Source organism: Methylobacterium longum, assembly GCF_022179385.1.
In the GTDB taxonomy this organism is placed as follows: domain Bacteria; phylum Pseudomonadota; class Alphaproteobacteria; order Rhizobiales; family Beijerinckiaceae; genus Methylobacterium; species Methylobacterium longum.
Map to the genome: position 1 here is coordinate 137,308 of NZ_BPQS01000005.1, position 15,698 is coordinate 153,005.

The window sequence follows — 15,698 nt, forward strand, 5'->3', positions numbered from 1 at the left end:
ACGCGTGCGCGGCGAGCGCGGCGCCGGCGCGACGGGCCCCGGATCGGGCCAGCCGCGGAGTCCTAAGCGCCCATCACGCCGTCGAGGCTGCGCACGGCGTCGATCAGTTTCGGACGCGCCACCTCCATGAGGAAGCGGGCGTCGGTGATGACGGTCGGGGCCCCGCAATTGACCGCCATCGGGGGCAGGCCGCCGCCGGGATGGAACCCCACCGCGATGGCGCAGACCGTCTCCTGCCACTCGCCGAACGAGGTGCAGCAGCCGAGTTCCCGGTGCTCGTCCACCGCCCGATCGAGCCCGGCGCGGAGCGCGGGCCAGGCCACGGGATCCAGCGCCTTCAGGTCCTCGTAGATGCCCGCGCGCTCGCGCTCCGGGCAGATCGCCACGTAGGCGCGGCCCATGGCGCTGCGCGCGAGCGAGATGCGCGAGCCGGTGTCGAGGTTGAGCGAGATCGCCGCCGGGCCGCGCTGGCAGTCGACGTAGCGCATGCTCAGCCGGTCGCGCACCCCGAGCCCCACCGAGGCGTTCGCCGCCTCCGCGACCGCCCGCAGGACCGGCCGGGCGATGGCGCGCACGTCGAGGCCGCCCAGAGCCGCAGAGCTGAGCGCGATGGTGGCGGTGCCGAGGCGGTAGCGGCCGAGTTCGGGCATGTGCTGCAGGTAGCCGAGCTTCGTCAGCGTGTAGGTGAGCCGCGAGACGGTCGACCGCGGCAATCCGCAGGCCTCCGCGATGTCGTGGTTGGCGAGGCTCGTGCGGCCCGGCCCGAAGCAGGCGAGCACCGCCAGCCCCCGAGCCAGGGCCGTGACGAAGTGGCGGTCCTCCTTGGCGCCGGGACCGGGGGCGTCGAGCCCGGGCAGGAGGCTTGTCTCCGCGTCGGTCATCGGCGCAGGAAGGCCGCGAAGGCTGCCTGCGCCTCCGGGGCGCGGCGCAGCGCGTGGAAGACCACCGCCTCCTCGTCGAGTGCGCGGGCCACGGCCTCCTCGTGGCCGCGCCGCAGGGCCCGCTTGGTGGCGGCGATCGAAGCCCGGGGCAGGGCGGCGAGGGAGCGCGCCTTGGCCATCGCGGTGTCGAGCGCCGTCCCGGCCGGGACGGCGGCGTTGACGAGGCCGGCCGCGGCGGCGGCCTCCGCGGTGAAGGGCTCGCCGAGCATCAGCAGCTCGGCGGCGCGCTTCGAGCCCGCCACCAGGGGCAGCAGGTAGCTGGACCCGCCTTCCGGGCTGAGACCCAGCGCGGCGAAGGGCAGGCGGAACCGGGCGCCGTCCCCCGCATAGGCGAGGTCGCAATGGAGGAGCAGCGTCGTGCCGATGCCGACCGCGTGGCCCTCCACGGCCGCCACCACCGGCTTCGGGCAGGTGCGCAGGGCCTTGAGGAAGGTCAGGCCGGGGCTGTCGCCCCCCGCTGCGACGTCCTGGAAATCCCTGAGGTCGTTGCCGGCGGTGAAGCAGCCGCCCGCGCCGGTGAGCACCACGACTCCCACGGCCTCGTCCTGGGCGGCGGCCGCGACGGCGGCGGTCAGGCCCGCATAGGACGCCCGGTCGAGGGCGTTGCGCCGTTCCGGCCGGTCGATGGTGACGAGCCGGATCCCGGGCTCCGGATCGGCGACGCGGATGCTCACGGGGCGGCCTCGCCGGCGAGGTCCGCACCGTATTCCGCCGACAGGCCGGCCGCCCGCGCCCGCGCCGCCGCGTATTCCCGGGCGAGCCGGGCGACGAGGTCGGCGGTGGCCGGCGCATCCGCGATGGTGCCGACGCCCTGGCCGGCGCCCCAGACGTCGCGCCACGCCTTCACGCTGGCGCTGCCGAAGTTCATCGCGGTCTTGTCGCGCACCGGCAGGGCCTCGGGATCGAGCCCGGCGGCCCGGATGCTCGGCGTCAGGTAATTGCCCGGCACGCCGGTGAAGTAGGGGGTGTAGAGGATGTCGGCCGCCGCGCTGCCAGCGATCATGTCCTTGTAGGCCGGGGCGGCGTTCGCCTCCCGGGTGGCGATGAACCGGGTGCCCATATAGGCGAGGTCGGCACCCATGGCCTGGGCCGCCAGGATCGCCGAGCCCGACGTGATGGCCCCCGAGAGGATCAGCGGCCCGTCGTAGAACCGCCGGATCTCGCCGACGAGGGCGAAGGGGCTCAGCGTCCCCGCATGCCCGCCCGCCCCGGCGCAGACTAGGATCAGCCCGTCGACGCCGGCTTCCAGGGCCTTCTCGGCGTGGCGGACGGTGGTGACGTCGTGGAACACCACGCCGCCATAGGCGTGGACCGGGCGGATCACCGCGTCCGGCGCCCGCAGGGAGGTGATGATGATCGGCACGCGGTGCCGGACGCAGGCCTCGACATCCTGCGCGAGGCGGTCGTTCGAGGCGTGGACGATCTGGTTCACCGCGAAGGGCGCGATCCTCCTCGCGGGATCCGCCGCCCGGGCCTCGGCCAGCGTTCGGGTGATCCGCGTGAGCCACTCGTCCAGCAGCGCGGCCGGACGCGCGTTGAGGGCCGGGAAGGAGCCGACCACGCCGGCGAGGCATTGGGCGATCACCAGTTCCGGCCCGGAGACGATGAACATCGGCGCGCAGATCACCGGCAGGGCGAGCCGGCCGCGCAGAGCCTCGGGCAGGCGCCCGGCCGGGATCCGTTCGGGACCGTCGCTCATCGCGCGATCTCCGCCGCCTGACCCCGCGCCGGACGGGCGCTCCCGGACCGCTGGTCCCGATCGATGCCGCGCACCGTGATCCTCCCCTGCCTCCGGCGGTCCGGCCCACGGTCACCCGGCGGCCACCGCAACCGAGTCCCGCCCGGGGCCGTTTTGATGGCATGGGCCCAGGGCGCCGGTCAAACGCCCGAACCGGGCTGTAACTGCAATGCAGAACGGATGTCCCGACACGGCGCGCGCTCCCGATACATCCTTGACGATCGTGAACCGGCAGACCAACATCCAGCCGAGATGCAGACTGTTGTTCTGCACTGCAGAATATGAGGGAGTCCTGAGTGGTTCGCCAGGAGGTCGACGGCGATGTGGCCGTGCTCACGCTCGCCAACCCGCCGGTCAACGCGCTGGGCGCCGCCCTGCGGGCGTCCCTCGACGAGGCCCTGGCGCAGGTCATCGCGGATCAGGCGATCCGCGCCATCGTGCTGGCGGCAGAGGGCAAGGTCTTCGTCGGCGGCGCCGACATCAGCGAGTTCGGGAAGCCGCAGCACCCGCCGAGCCTGCCGGATGTGCTCGAGCGGCTCGATGCCAGCCCGAAGCCGGTGGTGGCCGCCATCGGCGGCGCGGCGCTCGGCGGCGGCCTGGAGCTGGCGATGGCCTGCCACGGGCGGATCGCCGCTCCGTCCGCCAAGATCGGGCTGCCCGAAATCAAGCTCGGGATCATCCCGGGGGCGGGGGGCACGCAGCGCCTGCCCCGCCTGATCGGGCCCGACGCCGCCTTCGCGATGATGGTCACCGGCGAGCCGGTCTCCGCCGAGAAGGCGGCGGCGCTCGGAATCGTCGATTCCGTTGTGCTCGGTGACCTCGTGGCGGCGGCCCGCACTCGCGCGCTGGAGATCGCCGATTCGGGCACGCTGCCGCGGGTGCGCGACCGGTCGGACAAGCTGACACCGGAGGCGCGCGAGAAGTTCGAGGCGCTGGCCGCCGATGCGGTGAAGCGCGATCCCGACGCCACGAACGTCCACGCCCTGGCGCGGGCCGTGCGCGCCGGGCTGGAGCAGGACTTCGACACCGCCGTGGCGACGGAGCGGGCCGAGTTCCGGGCCCTGGTGGAGGATCCGCGCTCGCAGGCCCTGCGCTACGCCTTCTTCGCCGAGCGCGAGGCCGCGCGGGTGCCCGGCCTGCCGAAGGACACGCCCCGCCGCCCCATCCGGACGGCCGCCGTGATCGGCGCCGGGACGATGGGCGGCGGCATCGCCATGTGCTTCGCCAATGCCGGCATCCCCGTGACGGTGATCGAGACGGAAGGCGGCGCCCTGGCGCGCGGCCTCGACCGGGTGAAGGGCCTCTATGCCGGCTCAGCCAAGCGCGGCTCGATCACCGAGGCCCAGCGCGACGAGCGGGTCGGCCGGATCACCGGCGCGCTCGGCCTGGAGCAGGCCGGGGAGGCCGACATCGTCATCGAGGCGGCCTTCGAGGATATGGGCGTCAAGCGCGAGATCTTCTCGAAGCTCGACACGATCGCGAAGCCCGGCGCGATCCTGGCCAGCAACACCTCCTATCTCGACGTGAATGCCATCGCGGCGGTGACGAACCGGCCTCAGGACGTGCTCGGCCTGCACTTCTTCAGCCCAGCCAACGTGATGCGCCTCGTGGAGGTGGTCCGCGCCGAGAAGACCGCGCCGGACGTGCTCGCCACCGCCCTCGACCTGGGCAAGCGCCTCAACAAGCTGCCGGTGACGGTGGGCGTCTGCTTCGGCTTCGTCGGCAACCGCATGCTGGAGCGCCGCAGCCGGGCCGGCGAGCGCCTGCTGCTCGAAGGCGCTCTGCCCCACGAGATCGACGCGGCGGTCACCGCCTTCGGCTTCCGGATGGGGCCCTTCGCCATGGGCGACCTCGCGGGCCTCGATATCGGCTGGCGCTCGCGCAAGGATTTCGGCGGCCGGGCCCCGGTCGCGGATTCGCTCGCCGAGCAGGGGCGCTTCGGCCAGAAGACCGGGCGCGGCTTCTACCTCTACCCGGACGGCGCCCGGACCGGCACCCGCGACCCGGAGGTCGAGGCGCTGATCGCGCGCGTCGCCGCCGAGCACGGCGTCGCCCGCCGCAGCTTCACGCCGGACGAGATCGTCGCGCGGCTCATGTACCCGATGGTCAACGAGGGCGCGCGGATCCTGGAGGAGGGCATCGCGGCCCGGCCCGGCGACATCGATACGATCTGGATCAACGGCTACAACTGGCCCGCCTGGCGCGGCGGCCCGATGCACTGGGCCGATACGGTCGGGCTGAAGACCGTCGCCGAGGCGCTGTCGCGTTTCGCGTCCGAGACCGGCGACGACAGCCAGGAGCCAGCGCCGCTCCTGACGCGTCTCGCCGCTGAGGGCGGCCGCTTCGCCGGCCTGAAGAACGCCTGAGGGGGAGGGGGGATCATGACCGACGCGGTGATCGTTTCGACCGCGCGCACGCCGATCGGCAAGGCCCATCGCGGTGCGCTGAACCTCACCCGCGGTGCCGACCTCGCTGCCCACGCGATCCGCGGCGCCCTGGACCGGGCGCGCCTGGAGCCGGAGGCGGTCGAGGAGGTGGTGCTCGGCTGCGGCTATCCGGAAAACGCCACGGGCGGCAACGTCGCCCGGCACGCGGCGCTGGTGGCGGGGATCCCGGTGGGTTCGGCCGGCGTCACGGTCTCGCGCTTCTGCGCCTCGGGCTTGGAGGCGATCGCCAGCGCGGCCCGGCGGATCATCCTCGACGGCGTGCCGGTGGCGGTGGCCGGCGGCGTCGAGTCGATCAGCCTCGTCCAGCCGAAGGTCCAGCGGGAGCTGACCCGCAACGCGTGGCTGGAGGCGCACCTGCCGGCCATCTACATGCCGATGATTGAGACCGCCGACATCGTGGCCGAGCGGTACGGCGTCTCCCGGGAGGCGCAGGACCGTTTCGCCCTGGAGAGCCAGCGCCGCACTGCGGCGGCACAGGAGCGCGGGCTCTTCGACGACGAGATCGTCCCGATGAGCGCCGTCATGGCGGTGACCGACAAGGCCACCGGCGAGACCCGGGAGGTCGAGACCCGGCTCGCCAAGGACGAGGGCAACCGGCCTGACACGACGCTCGACGGTCTCGCCAAGCTCAAGCCCGTGCGCGGGGAGGGCGCCTCCATCACCGCGGGCAATGCCAGCCAGCTCTCGGACGGGGCCTCGGCCAGCGTGCTGATGTCGGCCGACGAGGCGGCGCGGCGCGGCCTCACGCCGCTCGGCACCTTCCGGGGCTTCGCCTCGGCGGGTTGCGGGCCGGACGAGATGGGCATCGGCCCGGTCTTCGCCGTGCCACGGCTGCTGGAGCGGCAGGGGCTGACGGTCGCCGATATCGACCTGTGGGAGCTGAACGAGGCCTTCGCGTCGCAATCGGTCTATTGCCGCGACACGCTCGGGATCGACCCCGACAAGGTCAACGTCAACGGCGGCGCCATCGCGGTCGGCCACCCGTTCGGAATGTCGGGGGCCCGGCTCGTGGGCCACGCCCTCCTGGAGGGCCGCCGCCGCGGCGCGCGCTATGCCGTGGTGACCATGTGCGTGGCCGGCGGCCAGGGCTGCGCCGGCCTGTTCGAGATCGCCCGGAGCTGAACCGATGGACCTGCGCTTCACCGACGACGAAATCGCGTTCCGCGACGCGGTCCGGACCTTCTGCCGGACGGAGATCCCGGCGGAGATCCGCAAGAAGGTCTCGGAGGGGCGCAGCCTCTCGAAGGAGGACTACGTCACCAGCCAGCGGATCCTCAACGCCAAGGGCTGGGCGGTGCCGCACTGGCCGCAGGAATGGGGCGGCCGGGATTGGACCCCGATCCAGCGCTACATCTACACCGAGGAGCTGTTCCAGGCGGCGGTGCCGCTGCCCCAGCAGTTCAACTGCTACATGTTCGGCCCGGTGCTGGCGACCTTCGGGCGGCAGGACCAGAAGGCGCGCTTCCTGCCCCGCGCCGCCAACCTCGACGATTGGTGGTGCCAGGGCTTCTCCGAGCCCGGCGCCGGCTCCGACCTCGCCTCGCTCAAGACCAAGGCGGTGCGCGACGGCGACCACTACGTCGTGGACGGCCAGAAGACCTGGACCACGCTCGGCCAGCACGCCGACTGGATCTTCTGCCTGGTCCGCACCGATTTCGAGGCCAAGAAGCAGCGCGGCATCTCCTTCCTGCTGATCGACATGAGGACGCCGGGCATCACGGTGCGGCCGATCCTCACCCTCGAGGGGCGGCACGAGGTCAACGAGGTCTTCTTCGATTCCGTCCGGGTGCCCGTGGAGAACCTCGTCGGCGAGGAGAACAGGGGCTGGGACTACGCCAAATTCCTGCTCGCCAACGAGCGCACCGGCATCGCCCGGATCGGCCTCACCAAGGAACGGATCGCCCGGATCAAGCGCCTCGCGCGGGAGATGCCGTCCGGGCCCGGCACGATGTGGGACGACCCGGCCTTCCGCGGCCGCGTCGCCGAGGTGGAGGTCGAGCTGAAGGCGCTGGAGATCACCCAGATGCGGGTGGCCGCCAAGCAGGGCCGGGCGGATTCGGTGGAACCGGATCCGGCCTCCTCGCTCCTCAAGATCCGCGGCTCGCAGCTCCAGCAGGCGGCGACGGAACTGCTGGTGGAGCTCGCCGGGCCCTTCGCGCTGGCGGCGCCCGCGCGCGGGGCAGGGGCCAACAACCTGCCCGGGGGCTTCGACTGGGTCGACGCCGCCGCGCCCAGCTACTTCAACAACCGCAAGGTCTCGATCTACGGCGGCTCGAACGAGATCCAGCACAACGTCATCGCCAAGGGCATTCTGGGGTTGTGAGCGACCGCCTCGTCCCGACCACGTCCTCATCCTGAGGTGCTGCGCAGCAGCCTCGACGGAGGGCTCCCGAGACCGCGGCGAGGTCTGAAAGCCTCCTTCGAGGCCTCCGCCGCGCTCCGGCACTCAGGATGAGGGATCTGGTGGGAGGGCCGGTGCCGGGCGCCCCCGACGATATCCGCGAGGGAACACCATGGATTTCGACCTGAACGAGGACCAGTCGCTCCTGCGCGACAGCGTCGAGCGGCTGGCCGCCGACCTCTACCCGTCCCTGGAGAGCCGGCAGGCGCGGCTCAAGGCGCCCCTGGGCTTCCCCGCGGAGGGCTGGGCGGCCTTCGCCGAACTCGGCGTCGCCGGCCTGCCCTTCTCCGAGGAGGAGGGCGGCCTCGGCGGCGGCCCAGTCGAGACCATGCTGGTCATGGAGGCGGTGGGCCGCAACCTCGTGGTCGAGCCGCTTCTGGCGAGCCTCGTACTGGGCTCGACGGCCCTGCGGCTCGGCGGCAGCGCGGCGCAGAAGGCGCGCTTGGTCCCGGACCTCGTCGCCGGCACCCTGCGCCTGACCCTGGCCCACACCGAGCGCCAGTCCCGCTACGACCTCGCGGACGTGGCCACGACGGCCCGGCGCTCGGGCGACGGCTTCGTGCTCAGCGGCGCCAAGAGCGTCGTGCCCAACGCCGACGCGGCCGGCCTGATGGTGGTCTCCGCCCGGGTGTCCGGGGAGCGGCGCGACGCGCACGGCATCGGCCTGTTCCTGGTCCCCGCCGACGCCGCGGGGGTCGCGGTTGAGGCCTACCCAACCCAGGATGGCGGCCGGGCCGCGGAGGTGTCGTTCTCGGACGTGCAGCTCCCCGGCGACGCGGCCCTCGGCGATCCCGAGGGTGGCCTGCCGCTCCTGGAGCGGGTGGTCGAGCACGGGATCGCGGCGCTGGCCGCCGAGGCGGTCGGCTCCATGGACGCGCTCCACAAGCTGACCGTGGAATACCTCAAGACCCGCAAGCAGTTCGGCGTCAGCGTCGGCTCATTCCAGGCGCTGCAGCACCGGGCGGTGGACATGCTGATCCAGCTGGAGCAGGCCCGCTCGATGGCGCTCTACGCCGCCATGATGGTCGATGCGCCGGATGCGCCGGCCCGGGCCGCGGCCCTCTCGGCCGTGAAGGTTCAGATCAACAAGGCCTGCCGCTACGTCGGCCAGGAGGCCGTCCAGCTCCATGGCGGGATCGGCATGACGCTGGAATATATTGGCGCTCACCACTTCAAGCGGCTCGCCATGATCGAGTACCAGCTCGGCGACACGGCCCACCACCTGCGCCGGATCACGCAGGACGATAACGGGCTGCTGGCGGCCTGAGGGGCCGTCCCACCCGCGGACCCCGTCCTGGGGTGCCGGAGCGCGGTGGGGGCCCGCGAAGGGGACCCCGGAGTCAGCGTCGGAGGCAGCCCCGAGGCGGCGTCCGGACAGCGTCGTGATCACCGGCCGCCCCCCTGCGAGGCCCGCTGCCGCGGGCACCTCAGGATGGGCGCGTGGGAGGGGTGGCCGGGCTCAGTTGAACAGCGAGCCCACCCCGCCCTGCACCCGGCCGAGACCGGCGCGGGCGACGGAGTTGTTGGGATCGATTACGGAGGCGCGCTGGTAGTTCTCCAGCGCCTCCTTGCGCTGGCCCGACTTCTCGTAGGCGAGGCCGCGGTACGCCCAGGAGGTCGCGTCCTTGTTGTTGACGTTGAGGGCCGCGTTGTAGTCCTCGATCGCCTTCGAGTACTGGTTCGTGGCGATCAGGCTCTGGCCGCGGGCCGCGTAGGGTGCGGACTTGAAGGGGTCACGGTCGATGGCGGCGTCGAAATCGGCGATCGCCTGGGTGTCCTGGCTCTGCTTCTGCCGCACGAGGCCGCGGGCATGGTAGGCCTCGGCCGATTCCGGCATCAGCCGGATTGCGACGTTGAGGTCGTTCAGCGCCTGATCGAGGTTACCCTGCGCGCGCTCGACATTGGCGCGGCCGATATACGCGGGGCCGTAATTCGGATCGATGCCGATCGCCTTGGTGAAGTCCTGCAGCGCGGGGCCGTCGCGGCCGACCTGGCGGCTGGCGAGCGCCCGGTTGTTGAACGCCGAAGCCGAGTTCGCGTCGATCTGGATCGCCTTGGTGAAATCCGCGATGGCGTCGTTGAATTGGCCGGCGCGGGCATAGGCGGCGCCGCGGGTGTTGTAGGCCGCCGCATCGTTCGGGTTGCGCTGCACGACCTCGGTCAGCGAGGCGATGTTGACGTTGGTGGCGCCGGTGGTGTCCGTCTCAAGCACCGCGTATTGCCGCGGGCCGGCGGCGCTGCCGACGGTCTCGCAGCCGGCCAGGGCCGCGGCCGAGAGCGCCGCCGCGCCGATCAGTGCAGACTTCCGTGCCAGCCCTTTGCGTACGATCATCGCCCCACTCTCCCCGAGGCGCGGCGCGCCCCGCGCCCACCCCGCCCCCGAATTCCAGTCGCCCACTGCGCGCCGGGCACGCCCGATCCGGGGCACCGTCGCTCATCACAGTGAAGGCCGGCTTAAGAAGCGCCGCGTCGTGAGCCAGCCCGTCCCTCGTCCCGGCAGGACGCCGGCGACGGGGCGAATCGACCGGACGCATTCGGCACCGACCAGGGTCCGGTGGAAGCGGCGGGATGTGGCGAAGGTATGGCCCGCCCGCGTCCCGGCGCCGGGTTCAGGCCTCCGACCCCCGCGCAGCAGCGCGGGTGTGTTCTCCGAGCCGCAGAAACGGGACTCGGTCAGACCCCCAGCCGGGTGACGTGCCCCATCTTGCGCCCGGGCCGGGCCTCGCCCTTGCCGTAGAGGTGCAGATGGGCGCCGGGCTCGGCCAGCAGCGCGGGCCAGTCCTCCACCTGAGCGCCGATTAGGTTGCGCATCTCCACCGGCAGGCCTCCGGTCCGGGCCGGGTCGCCCAGTGGCCAGCCGCAGACGGCGCGCACGTGCTGGGCGAACTGCGAGGTCAGCGCCCCCTCGATGGTCCAGTGGCCGGAATTGTGGACCCGGGGCGCGATCTCGTTGACCACGAGGTGCTCCGCCCCGTCCGTGCGCACCAGGAACATCTCGACGGCGAGCACGCCGACATAGTCCAGCGCGTCGGCGATGCGCTTGGCGATATCGAGGGCGGCGCGGCCGGTCTCCGGGCTCAGGCCCGGCGCCGGCACCCGGGTCAACGCCAGGATGTGGTCGCGGTGTTCGTTCTCGCACAGGTCGAAGGCCGCGAAGCTGCCGTCGCGCGCGCGCGCGCCCACCACCGAGACCTCGCGCTCGAAGGGCACGAAGCCCTCCAGGATCAGCGGCGCGCCGCCGAACTCGGCGAACAGCGCGTTGCGGTCGCCCTCTTCCCGCGCGCGCAGGATGCGCTGGCCCTTGCCGTCGTAGCCGAAGCGGCGGGTCTTGAGCACCGCCGGCAGGCCGATCACCTCGATCGCGCGGTCGAGGTCGTCGGGCGTGTCCACCGCCCGGAACGGCGCCGTGGGGATGCCGAGGCCGTTGATGAAGTCCTTCTCCGACAGGCGGTCCTGCGTGGTGGAGAGCGCCCGCGCGTTCGGGTGCAGGGGGGCGTGGCGCGCCAGGATGTCGGCGGTGGCGTGCGGGATGTTCTCGAACTCGTAGGTGACGACGTCGACGCTGCGGGCGAAGGCCGCGAGCGCCTCGGCATCGTCGTAGGCCGCGCAGGTGGTGCGGGCGGCGACGTCGAAGGCGGGGCTGTCCCGATCGGGCGCGTAGACATGCACCTTGAGCCCGTAATTGGCCGCCGCCAGGGCGATCATGCGCCCGAGCTGCCCGCCGCCGACGATGCCGAGGGTGGAGCCGGGGCCGAGGATCCTGTCCGTCACGCGAGAAACTCGTCCGTCACGATGATGCGTCCGACTCCGGCCGCTCGGCCACCGACGCGGTCTGGGCCGCGCGCCACGCATCGAGGCGTGCGGCGAGGTGCGGGTCGGAGAGCGCCAGCACCGACGCGGCGAGCAGCGCCGCGTTCACCGCCCCGGCCCGGCCGATCGCCAGCGTTCCCACCGGAATGCCGGCCGGCATCTGGACGATGGAGAGCAGGCTGTCCTGGCCCGACAGGGCCTTCGACTCCACCGGCACCCCGAAGACCGGCAGCCGGGTCATCGCGGCCGCCATGCCGGGCAGGTGCGCGGCGCCGCCCGCGCCCGCGATCACGACCTTGAGACCGGCCGCGACCGCGCCCTTGGCGAAGGCCACCAGACGGTCGGGCGTGCGGTGGGCCGACACGATCCGCGCGTCGTAGGGCACGCCGAGCGCGTCCAGCGTCTCGGCGGCGTGCCGCATGGTCGCCCAGTCGGACTGGCTGCCCATGATGATCGCGACCGGAGGCGACGCCATCGTTGATCCCGGCAAAAGAGGGCGCTTACAGGCGGTGCGGGCCGGGGGCAAGGCGGGTTCCGGCGGCGTCCACCGGCATCAGGCGATGATGTCGGGGGTGAGCGCGTCCTCGATGTGGAAGATTCGGTCGCGCAGGGTCAGCTTGCGCTTCTTCAGCCGCTGGATCTGCAGCTGGTCGCCGGCGACGCTGTGCTCCAGCGCCTCGATGGCGCTGTCGAGGTCCCGATGTTCCTCGCGCAGACGGGTAAGCTCACCGTGGAGGTCCGCCTGCGCATTCTCGCCCGACTCGTCCGCCATCGTCACCCGCGGGACCAAGGATCGCTCATCGCCGGAGAGCATGCGTCACGCCCTCCCGCGGGACAAGCCGGCCCGACAAGCATTCACCAAGCTTGACCGGAGAAAAGGCTTCAACTGGTGTGGCATCCTGTGTCAGTCTCAGCGTGTCGAAACGATGACAGGAGATACGACTCATGTCGCTGCAGACGCATCTGAGCCAACTCGCCCGGAAGCATGAAGCCCTCGAGCGCGAGATTCAGGACGCGATCCACAGGCCTTCGGCGAACGACCTCCACATCGCCGAACTGAAGCGACGGAAGCTGCTCCTCAAGGACGAGATCAAGCGGCTGCAGGCCGGCAACAACACGCTGCACTGAGCCCTGGCACGACCGCACGGTTGACATAGTCATGAACACGCCGCCGCATCGGAGACCCCGGTGCGGCGGTTTTGCGTTCGCCCCGGGTCGACGGGAACCGCCTTCGCGGCGCGCCACGTGCCGGGTCCCGGATCCGCTTCCCCCACGGCCTGCCCCCGGCGGGACGGTGGCGCCGCGCCCTGAACCGTCCGGACCCCGGCCGGGGGAACGAGCGCGGCACCCTCAGTCCACGCGATCACTCCACGCGATCGCCGCCGCCACGCGGACGCGTTTGAGCGCCCTCGGGCACAAGACCCGTCTCGCCTGCGCGGAGGAATGCGGTAATCTGGCGGTGCCGCCGGAGAGCGGTCCGCGAGGAAACGCCGAGCCGATGACGACCGTCAGCCTTCCGGGCCGCTACCCCGAGACCTACGAGACGGCCCGCCGCGACCCGGAGACCTTCTGGCTCGACGCGGCCCGGGCGATCGACTGGGCGCAGGCCCCGCGGCGCGCCTTCGCGCCGGAGGCCGGTCCCTATGGCCGCTGGTTCCCGGACGGCACGCTGAACGCCTGCCACAACGCGGTCGACCGCCATGCCGACGGGGCGCGGGCCGAGCAGGTCGCGATCCGCTACGATTCGCCCGTCACCGGCACGAAGCGCGCGATCACCTATCGGGAGTTGCGCGACGAGGTGGCGGTGCTGGCAGCCGTGCTGGCCAACCTCGGTGTCGGCCAGGGCGACCGCGTGATCCTCTACATGCCCATGGTGCCCGAGGCCCTGTTCGGCATGCTGGCCTGCGCCCGGCTCGGCGCGGTCCATTCCGTGGTGTTCGGGGGCTTCGCGGCCAACGAACTCGCCGTGCGGATCGAGGATGCGGCCCCGAAGGTGGTGCTCGCCGCCTCCTGCGGCATCGAACCGAACCGCGTGGTCGCCTACAAGCCGCTCCTCGACGCGGCCATCGCCGCCTCGCGCCACAAGCCCGATGCGTGCCTGATCCTGCAGCGCCCGCAAGGCGCCGCGACCCTCGCGCCGGAGCGGGATCGCGACTGGGCCGAGACCGTGGCGGCGACCCGGTCGGCGGGCCGGCGCGCGGCCTGCGTCCCGGTCGCCGCCACCGACCCGCTCTACGTCCTGTACACCTCGGGCACGACGGGCAAGCCGAAGGGCGTGGTCCGGGACACGGGCGGCTACCTCGTCGCCCTCGCGTGGTCGATGCCGAACCTCTACGGCGTGCAGCCGGGTGAGACCTACTTCTGCGCCTCCGACATCGGCTGGGTGGTGGGCCATTCCTACATCGTCTACGCGCCCCTCCTGCACGGCTGCACCACGGTGCTCTACGAGGGCAAGCCGGTGGGCACGCCCGATGCCGGCGCCTTCTGGCGGGTCGCCGCCGAGTACGGGGTGGCGTGCCTGTTCACCGCGCCGACGGCGCTGCGCGCCATCAAGAAGGAGGATTCCGCGGGCGCCCGGATCGCCGATCACGACCTCTCGGCCTTCCGCAGCCTGTTCCTGGCCGGGGAGCGCGCCGATCCCGACTCCGTCGCCTGGGCCGAGCGGGTGCTGGACCGGCCGGTCATCGACCATTGGTGGCAGACCGAGACCGGCTGGCCGATCGCCGGCAACCCCCTGGGACTCGGCGCCCTGCCGGTCAAGCACGGGAGCACCTGCGTGCCGATGCCGGGCTACCGGGTCGAGGTGCTGGACGAGGGCGGCAAGCCGGTCCCGGCCGGAACGATGGGCACCATCGCGATCCGCCTGCCCCTGCCCCCCGGCTGCCTGCCGACCCTCTGGGGTTCGGACGACCGGATGCGGTCGAGCTACCTCGCCACCTTCCCGGGCTACTACGACACCTCGGATGCCGGGGTGATCGACGCGGACGGCTACATCACGGTCCTGGGGCGGACCGACGACATCATCAACGTCGCGGGCCACCGCCTGTCCACGGGCGGCATGGAGGCGGTGCTGGCGAGCCACCCGGACGTGGCCGAATGCGCGGTGATCGGCATCCGCGACGCGCTGAAGGGGGAGGTGCCCTGCGGCTTCGTGGTGCTCAAGGCCGGCGTGGCCCGGCCGGTCGAGGCGATCGAGCGGGAACTCGTCGCCAAGGTGCGCGACGAGATCGGGCCGGTGGCGGCGTTCAAGCTGGCGCTCACCGTGCCGCGGCTGCCCAAGACCCGCTCGGGCAAGATCCTGCGGGCGACGATGAAGCGCATCGCCGACGACGAGCCCTGGACGATGCCGGCGACGATCGACGACGCCGCGGCCCTCGACGAGATCGGCGAGAGCCTCAAGGGTCGGGGCATCGGCGCCGGCTGACGTCCGGTCCGCCGATGCGGGCTCCGGCGACGGGTCTCCGGGGCCCAGGACCACGGCGCCACGCCCCGTTCACAAGAGCCTTCGACGGGTCTTCCTGAAAGGAGAGGCCTCCCCGCGGGCTTAGGTCGAACGTCTCGGCTCCACGAACGGCGAGAGGCTGGATCGCGACCTGAAGACCGGAGTGGCCCACGCGCCACGTGGTGGGTCGGACGGCGGGTTGGATGGCGTGTCCGGCCCCCTGGTTCCGGCGGGCCGCTTCCGGTCCGGGTCTCCCTCGCCGCCGGGCCATGACGGGGGCGCCCCTCACATCGTGTTCGCCCCCTCGGACGCCGGGACGTCCTTCCTGTATCGCCCGTGGCCGCACCGGGTCGAGGGCGCGAAATGCCCGAGCCGGTCCGCCCGGGAGCCGGGTGCGGCCGCGCGATCATCGATCATCCGACGACCGCCCTCTTGCGTCACAACATCCCAATACCATCTTCAGACCATCCAACCGGATGGCCTGGAGCATCTGACCGATGACCGACAACGTCCACGATCTCCGGCCGAAGGTGCCGGACAGCGAAAAGATCACGGTCAATCTCGGCTTCGTCGATCTCGGGCGGGTCGACCTGATGGTTCGCGACGGCTTCTACGCCAACCGGGCCGACTTCATCCGCACGGCGGTACGCAACCAGCTCGACCGTCAGGACGAGGCGGTTCGGCAGTCGGTGGCGCGGCGCCAGCTCCGCCTGGGCCTCTCGCACTATTCGCGGGCCGCGTTGGAGGCGGCCCGGGATGCGGGGACGCCGCTCACCATCCAGGTCCTCGGGCTCGCAACGATCGCTGCCGACGTCACGCCCGAGCTGGCCAGGGCCGCCATCGCCTCCGTGGAGGTGCTGGGCGCCTTCCAGGCCAGTCCCGCCGTGAAGGCGGCGCTCGCCGACCGGACCACCTGACC

14 protein-coding genes are annotated in these 15,698 nt (G+C 72.2%); 7 read left to right on the forward strand and 7 right to left on the reverse strand.

The features are described 5' to 3' along the window. Positions 1 to 62: 62 nt before the first annotated feature. Genes MFF58_RS06630 through MFF58_RS06640 form a run of 3 tightly spaced genes read right to left on the reverse strand, consistent with a single transcriptional unit; the run spans position 63 to position 2,640 of the window. Complete coding sequence (locus MFF58_RS06630) at positions 63 to 881, reverse strand: IclR family transcriptional regulator (RefSeq protein ID WP_238286166.1); 819 nt, start codon at positions 879 to 881, stop codon at positions 63 to 65. Next, complete coding sequence (locus MFF58_RS06635; RefSeq protein ID WP_238286168.1) at positions 878 to 1,615, reverse strand: enoyl-CoA hydratase-related protein; 738 nt, start codon at positions 1,613 to 1,615, stop codon at positions 878 to 880. Before MFF58_RS06635 ends, MFF58_RS06630 begins: the two co-directional genes overlap by 4 nt. Beyond that, positions 1,612 to 2,640 carry an NAD(P)H-dependent flavin oxidoreductase gene (locus tag MFF58_RS06640; RefSeq protein WP_238286169.1) on the reverse strand — a complete coding sequence of 343 codons (1,029 nt, stop codon included), beginning with the start codon at positions 2,638 to 2,640 and terminating at the stop codon, positions 1,612 to 1,614. The genes MFF58_RS06635 and MFF58_RS06640 overlap by 4 nt, the downstream gene beginning before the upstream one ends. A gap of 335 nt (positions 2,641 to 2,975) precedes the next feature. Here MFF58_RS06640 and MFF58_RS06645 point away from each other — a divergent pair, with 335 nt between their 5' ends. From MFF58_RS06645 to MFF58_RS06660, 4 genes are all read left to right on the forward strand, one after another. Beyond that, complete coding sequence (locus tag MFF58_RS06645; RefSeq protein WP_238286170.1) at positions 2,976 to 5,045, forward strand: 3-hydroxyacyl-CoA dehydrogenase NAD-binding domain-containing protein; 2,070 nt, start codon at positions 2,976 to 2,978, stop codon at positions 5,043 to 5,045. 15 nt (positions 5,046 to 5,060) lie between these two features. Beyond that, positions 5,061 to 6,248, forward strand: coding sequence for an acetyl-CoA C-acyltransferase (locus MFF58_RS06650; RefSeq protein WP_238286171.1), 1,188 nt, complete (start codon positions 5,061 to 5,063; stop codon positions 6,246 to 6,248). A 4-nt stretch (positions 6,249 to 6,252) separates the two neighbouring features. Next, positions 6,253 to 7,449 (forward strand): acyl-CoA dehydrogenase family protein, encoded by a 1,197-nt coding sequence (locus tag MFF58_RS06655; protein WP_238286172.1) that lies wholly within the window; start codon positions 6,253 to 6,255, stop codon positions 7,447 to 7,449. Positions 7,450 to 7,639: 190 nt separating this feature from the next. After that, positions 7,640 to 8,794: an acyl-CoA dehydrogenase family protein gene (locus tag MFF58_RS06660; protein WP_238286173.1), complete on the forward strand. Its 1,155-nt coding sequence runs from the start codon at positions 7,640 to 7,642 to the stop codon at positions 8,792 to 8,794. Between the two features lie 192 nt (positions 8,795 to 8,986). Here MFF58_RS06660 and MFF58_RS06665 read toward each other — a convergent pair whose 3' ends face one another. From MFF58_RS06665 to MFF58_RS06680, 4 genes are all read right to left on the reverse strand, one after another. Then, positions 8,987 to 9,859 carry a tetratricopeptide repeat protein gene (locus MFF58_RS06665; RefSeq protein ID WP_238286174.1) on the reverse strand — a complete coding sequence of 291 codons (873 nt, stop codon included), beginning with the start codon at positions 9,857 to 9,859 and terminating at the stop codon, positions 8,987 to 8,989. 341 nt (positions 9,860 to 10,200) lie between these two features. Beyond that, positions 10,201 to 11,298: a 5-(carboxyamino)imidazole ribonucleotide synthase gene (locus tag MFF58_RS06670; RefSeq protein WP_238286175.1), complete on the reverse strand. Its 1,098-nt coding sequence runs from the start codon at positions 11,296 to 11,298 to the stop codon at positions 10,201 to 10,203. Positions 11,299 to 11,314: 16 nt separating this feature from the next. After that, entirely contained in the window at positions 11,315 to 11,812 is a 498-nt protein-coding gene (gene purE / locus MFF58_RS06675; protein WP_238286176.1) for a 5-(carboxyamino)imidazole ribonucleotide mutase, read from the reverse strand. Positions 11,813 to 11,890: 78 nt separating this feature from the next. Beyond that, positions 11,891 to 12,151: a YdcH family protein gene (locus tag MFF58_RS06680; protein WP_238286177.1), complete on the reverse strand. Its 261-nt coding sequence runs from the start codon at positions 12,149 to 12,151 to the stop codon at positions 11,891 to 11,893. Positions 12,152 to 12,282: 131 nt separating this feature from the next. Between MFF58_RS06680 and MFF58_RS06685 the strand changes: the two genes are divergently transcribed. The 3 genes from MFF58_RS06685 to MFF58_RS06695 all read left to right on the forward strand — a co-directional run bounded on the left by MFF58_RS06685 (position 12,283) and on the right by MFF58_RS06695 (position 15,696). After that, positions 12,283 to 12,465: a YdcH family protein gene (locus tag MFF58_RS06685; protein WP_238286178.1), complete on the forward strand. Its 183-nt coding sequence runs from the start codon at positions 12,283 to 12,285 to the stop codon at positions 12,463 to 12,465. A gap of 370 nt (positions 12,466 to 12,835) precedes the next feature. Then, entirely contained in the window at positions 12,836 to 14,761 is a 1,926-nt protein-coding gene (locus MFF58_RS06690; protein WP_238286180.1) for a propionyl-CoA synthetase, read from the forward strand. A 515-nt stretch (positions 14,762 to 15,276) separates the two neighbouring features. Beyond that, positions 15,277 to 15,696 carry a ribbon-helix-helix domain-containing protein gene (locus MFF58_RS06695; RefSeq protein ID WP_238286181.1) on the forward strand — a complete coding sequence of 140 codons (420 nt, stop codon included), beginning with the start codon at positions 15,277 to 15,279 and terminating at the stop codon, positions 15,694 to 15,696. The last annotated feature ends 2 nt before the right edge of the window (positions 15,697 to 15,698 follow it).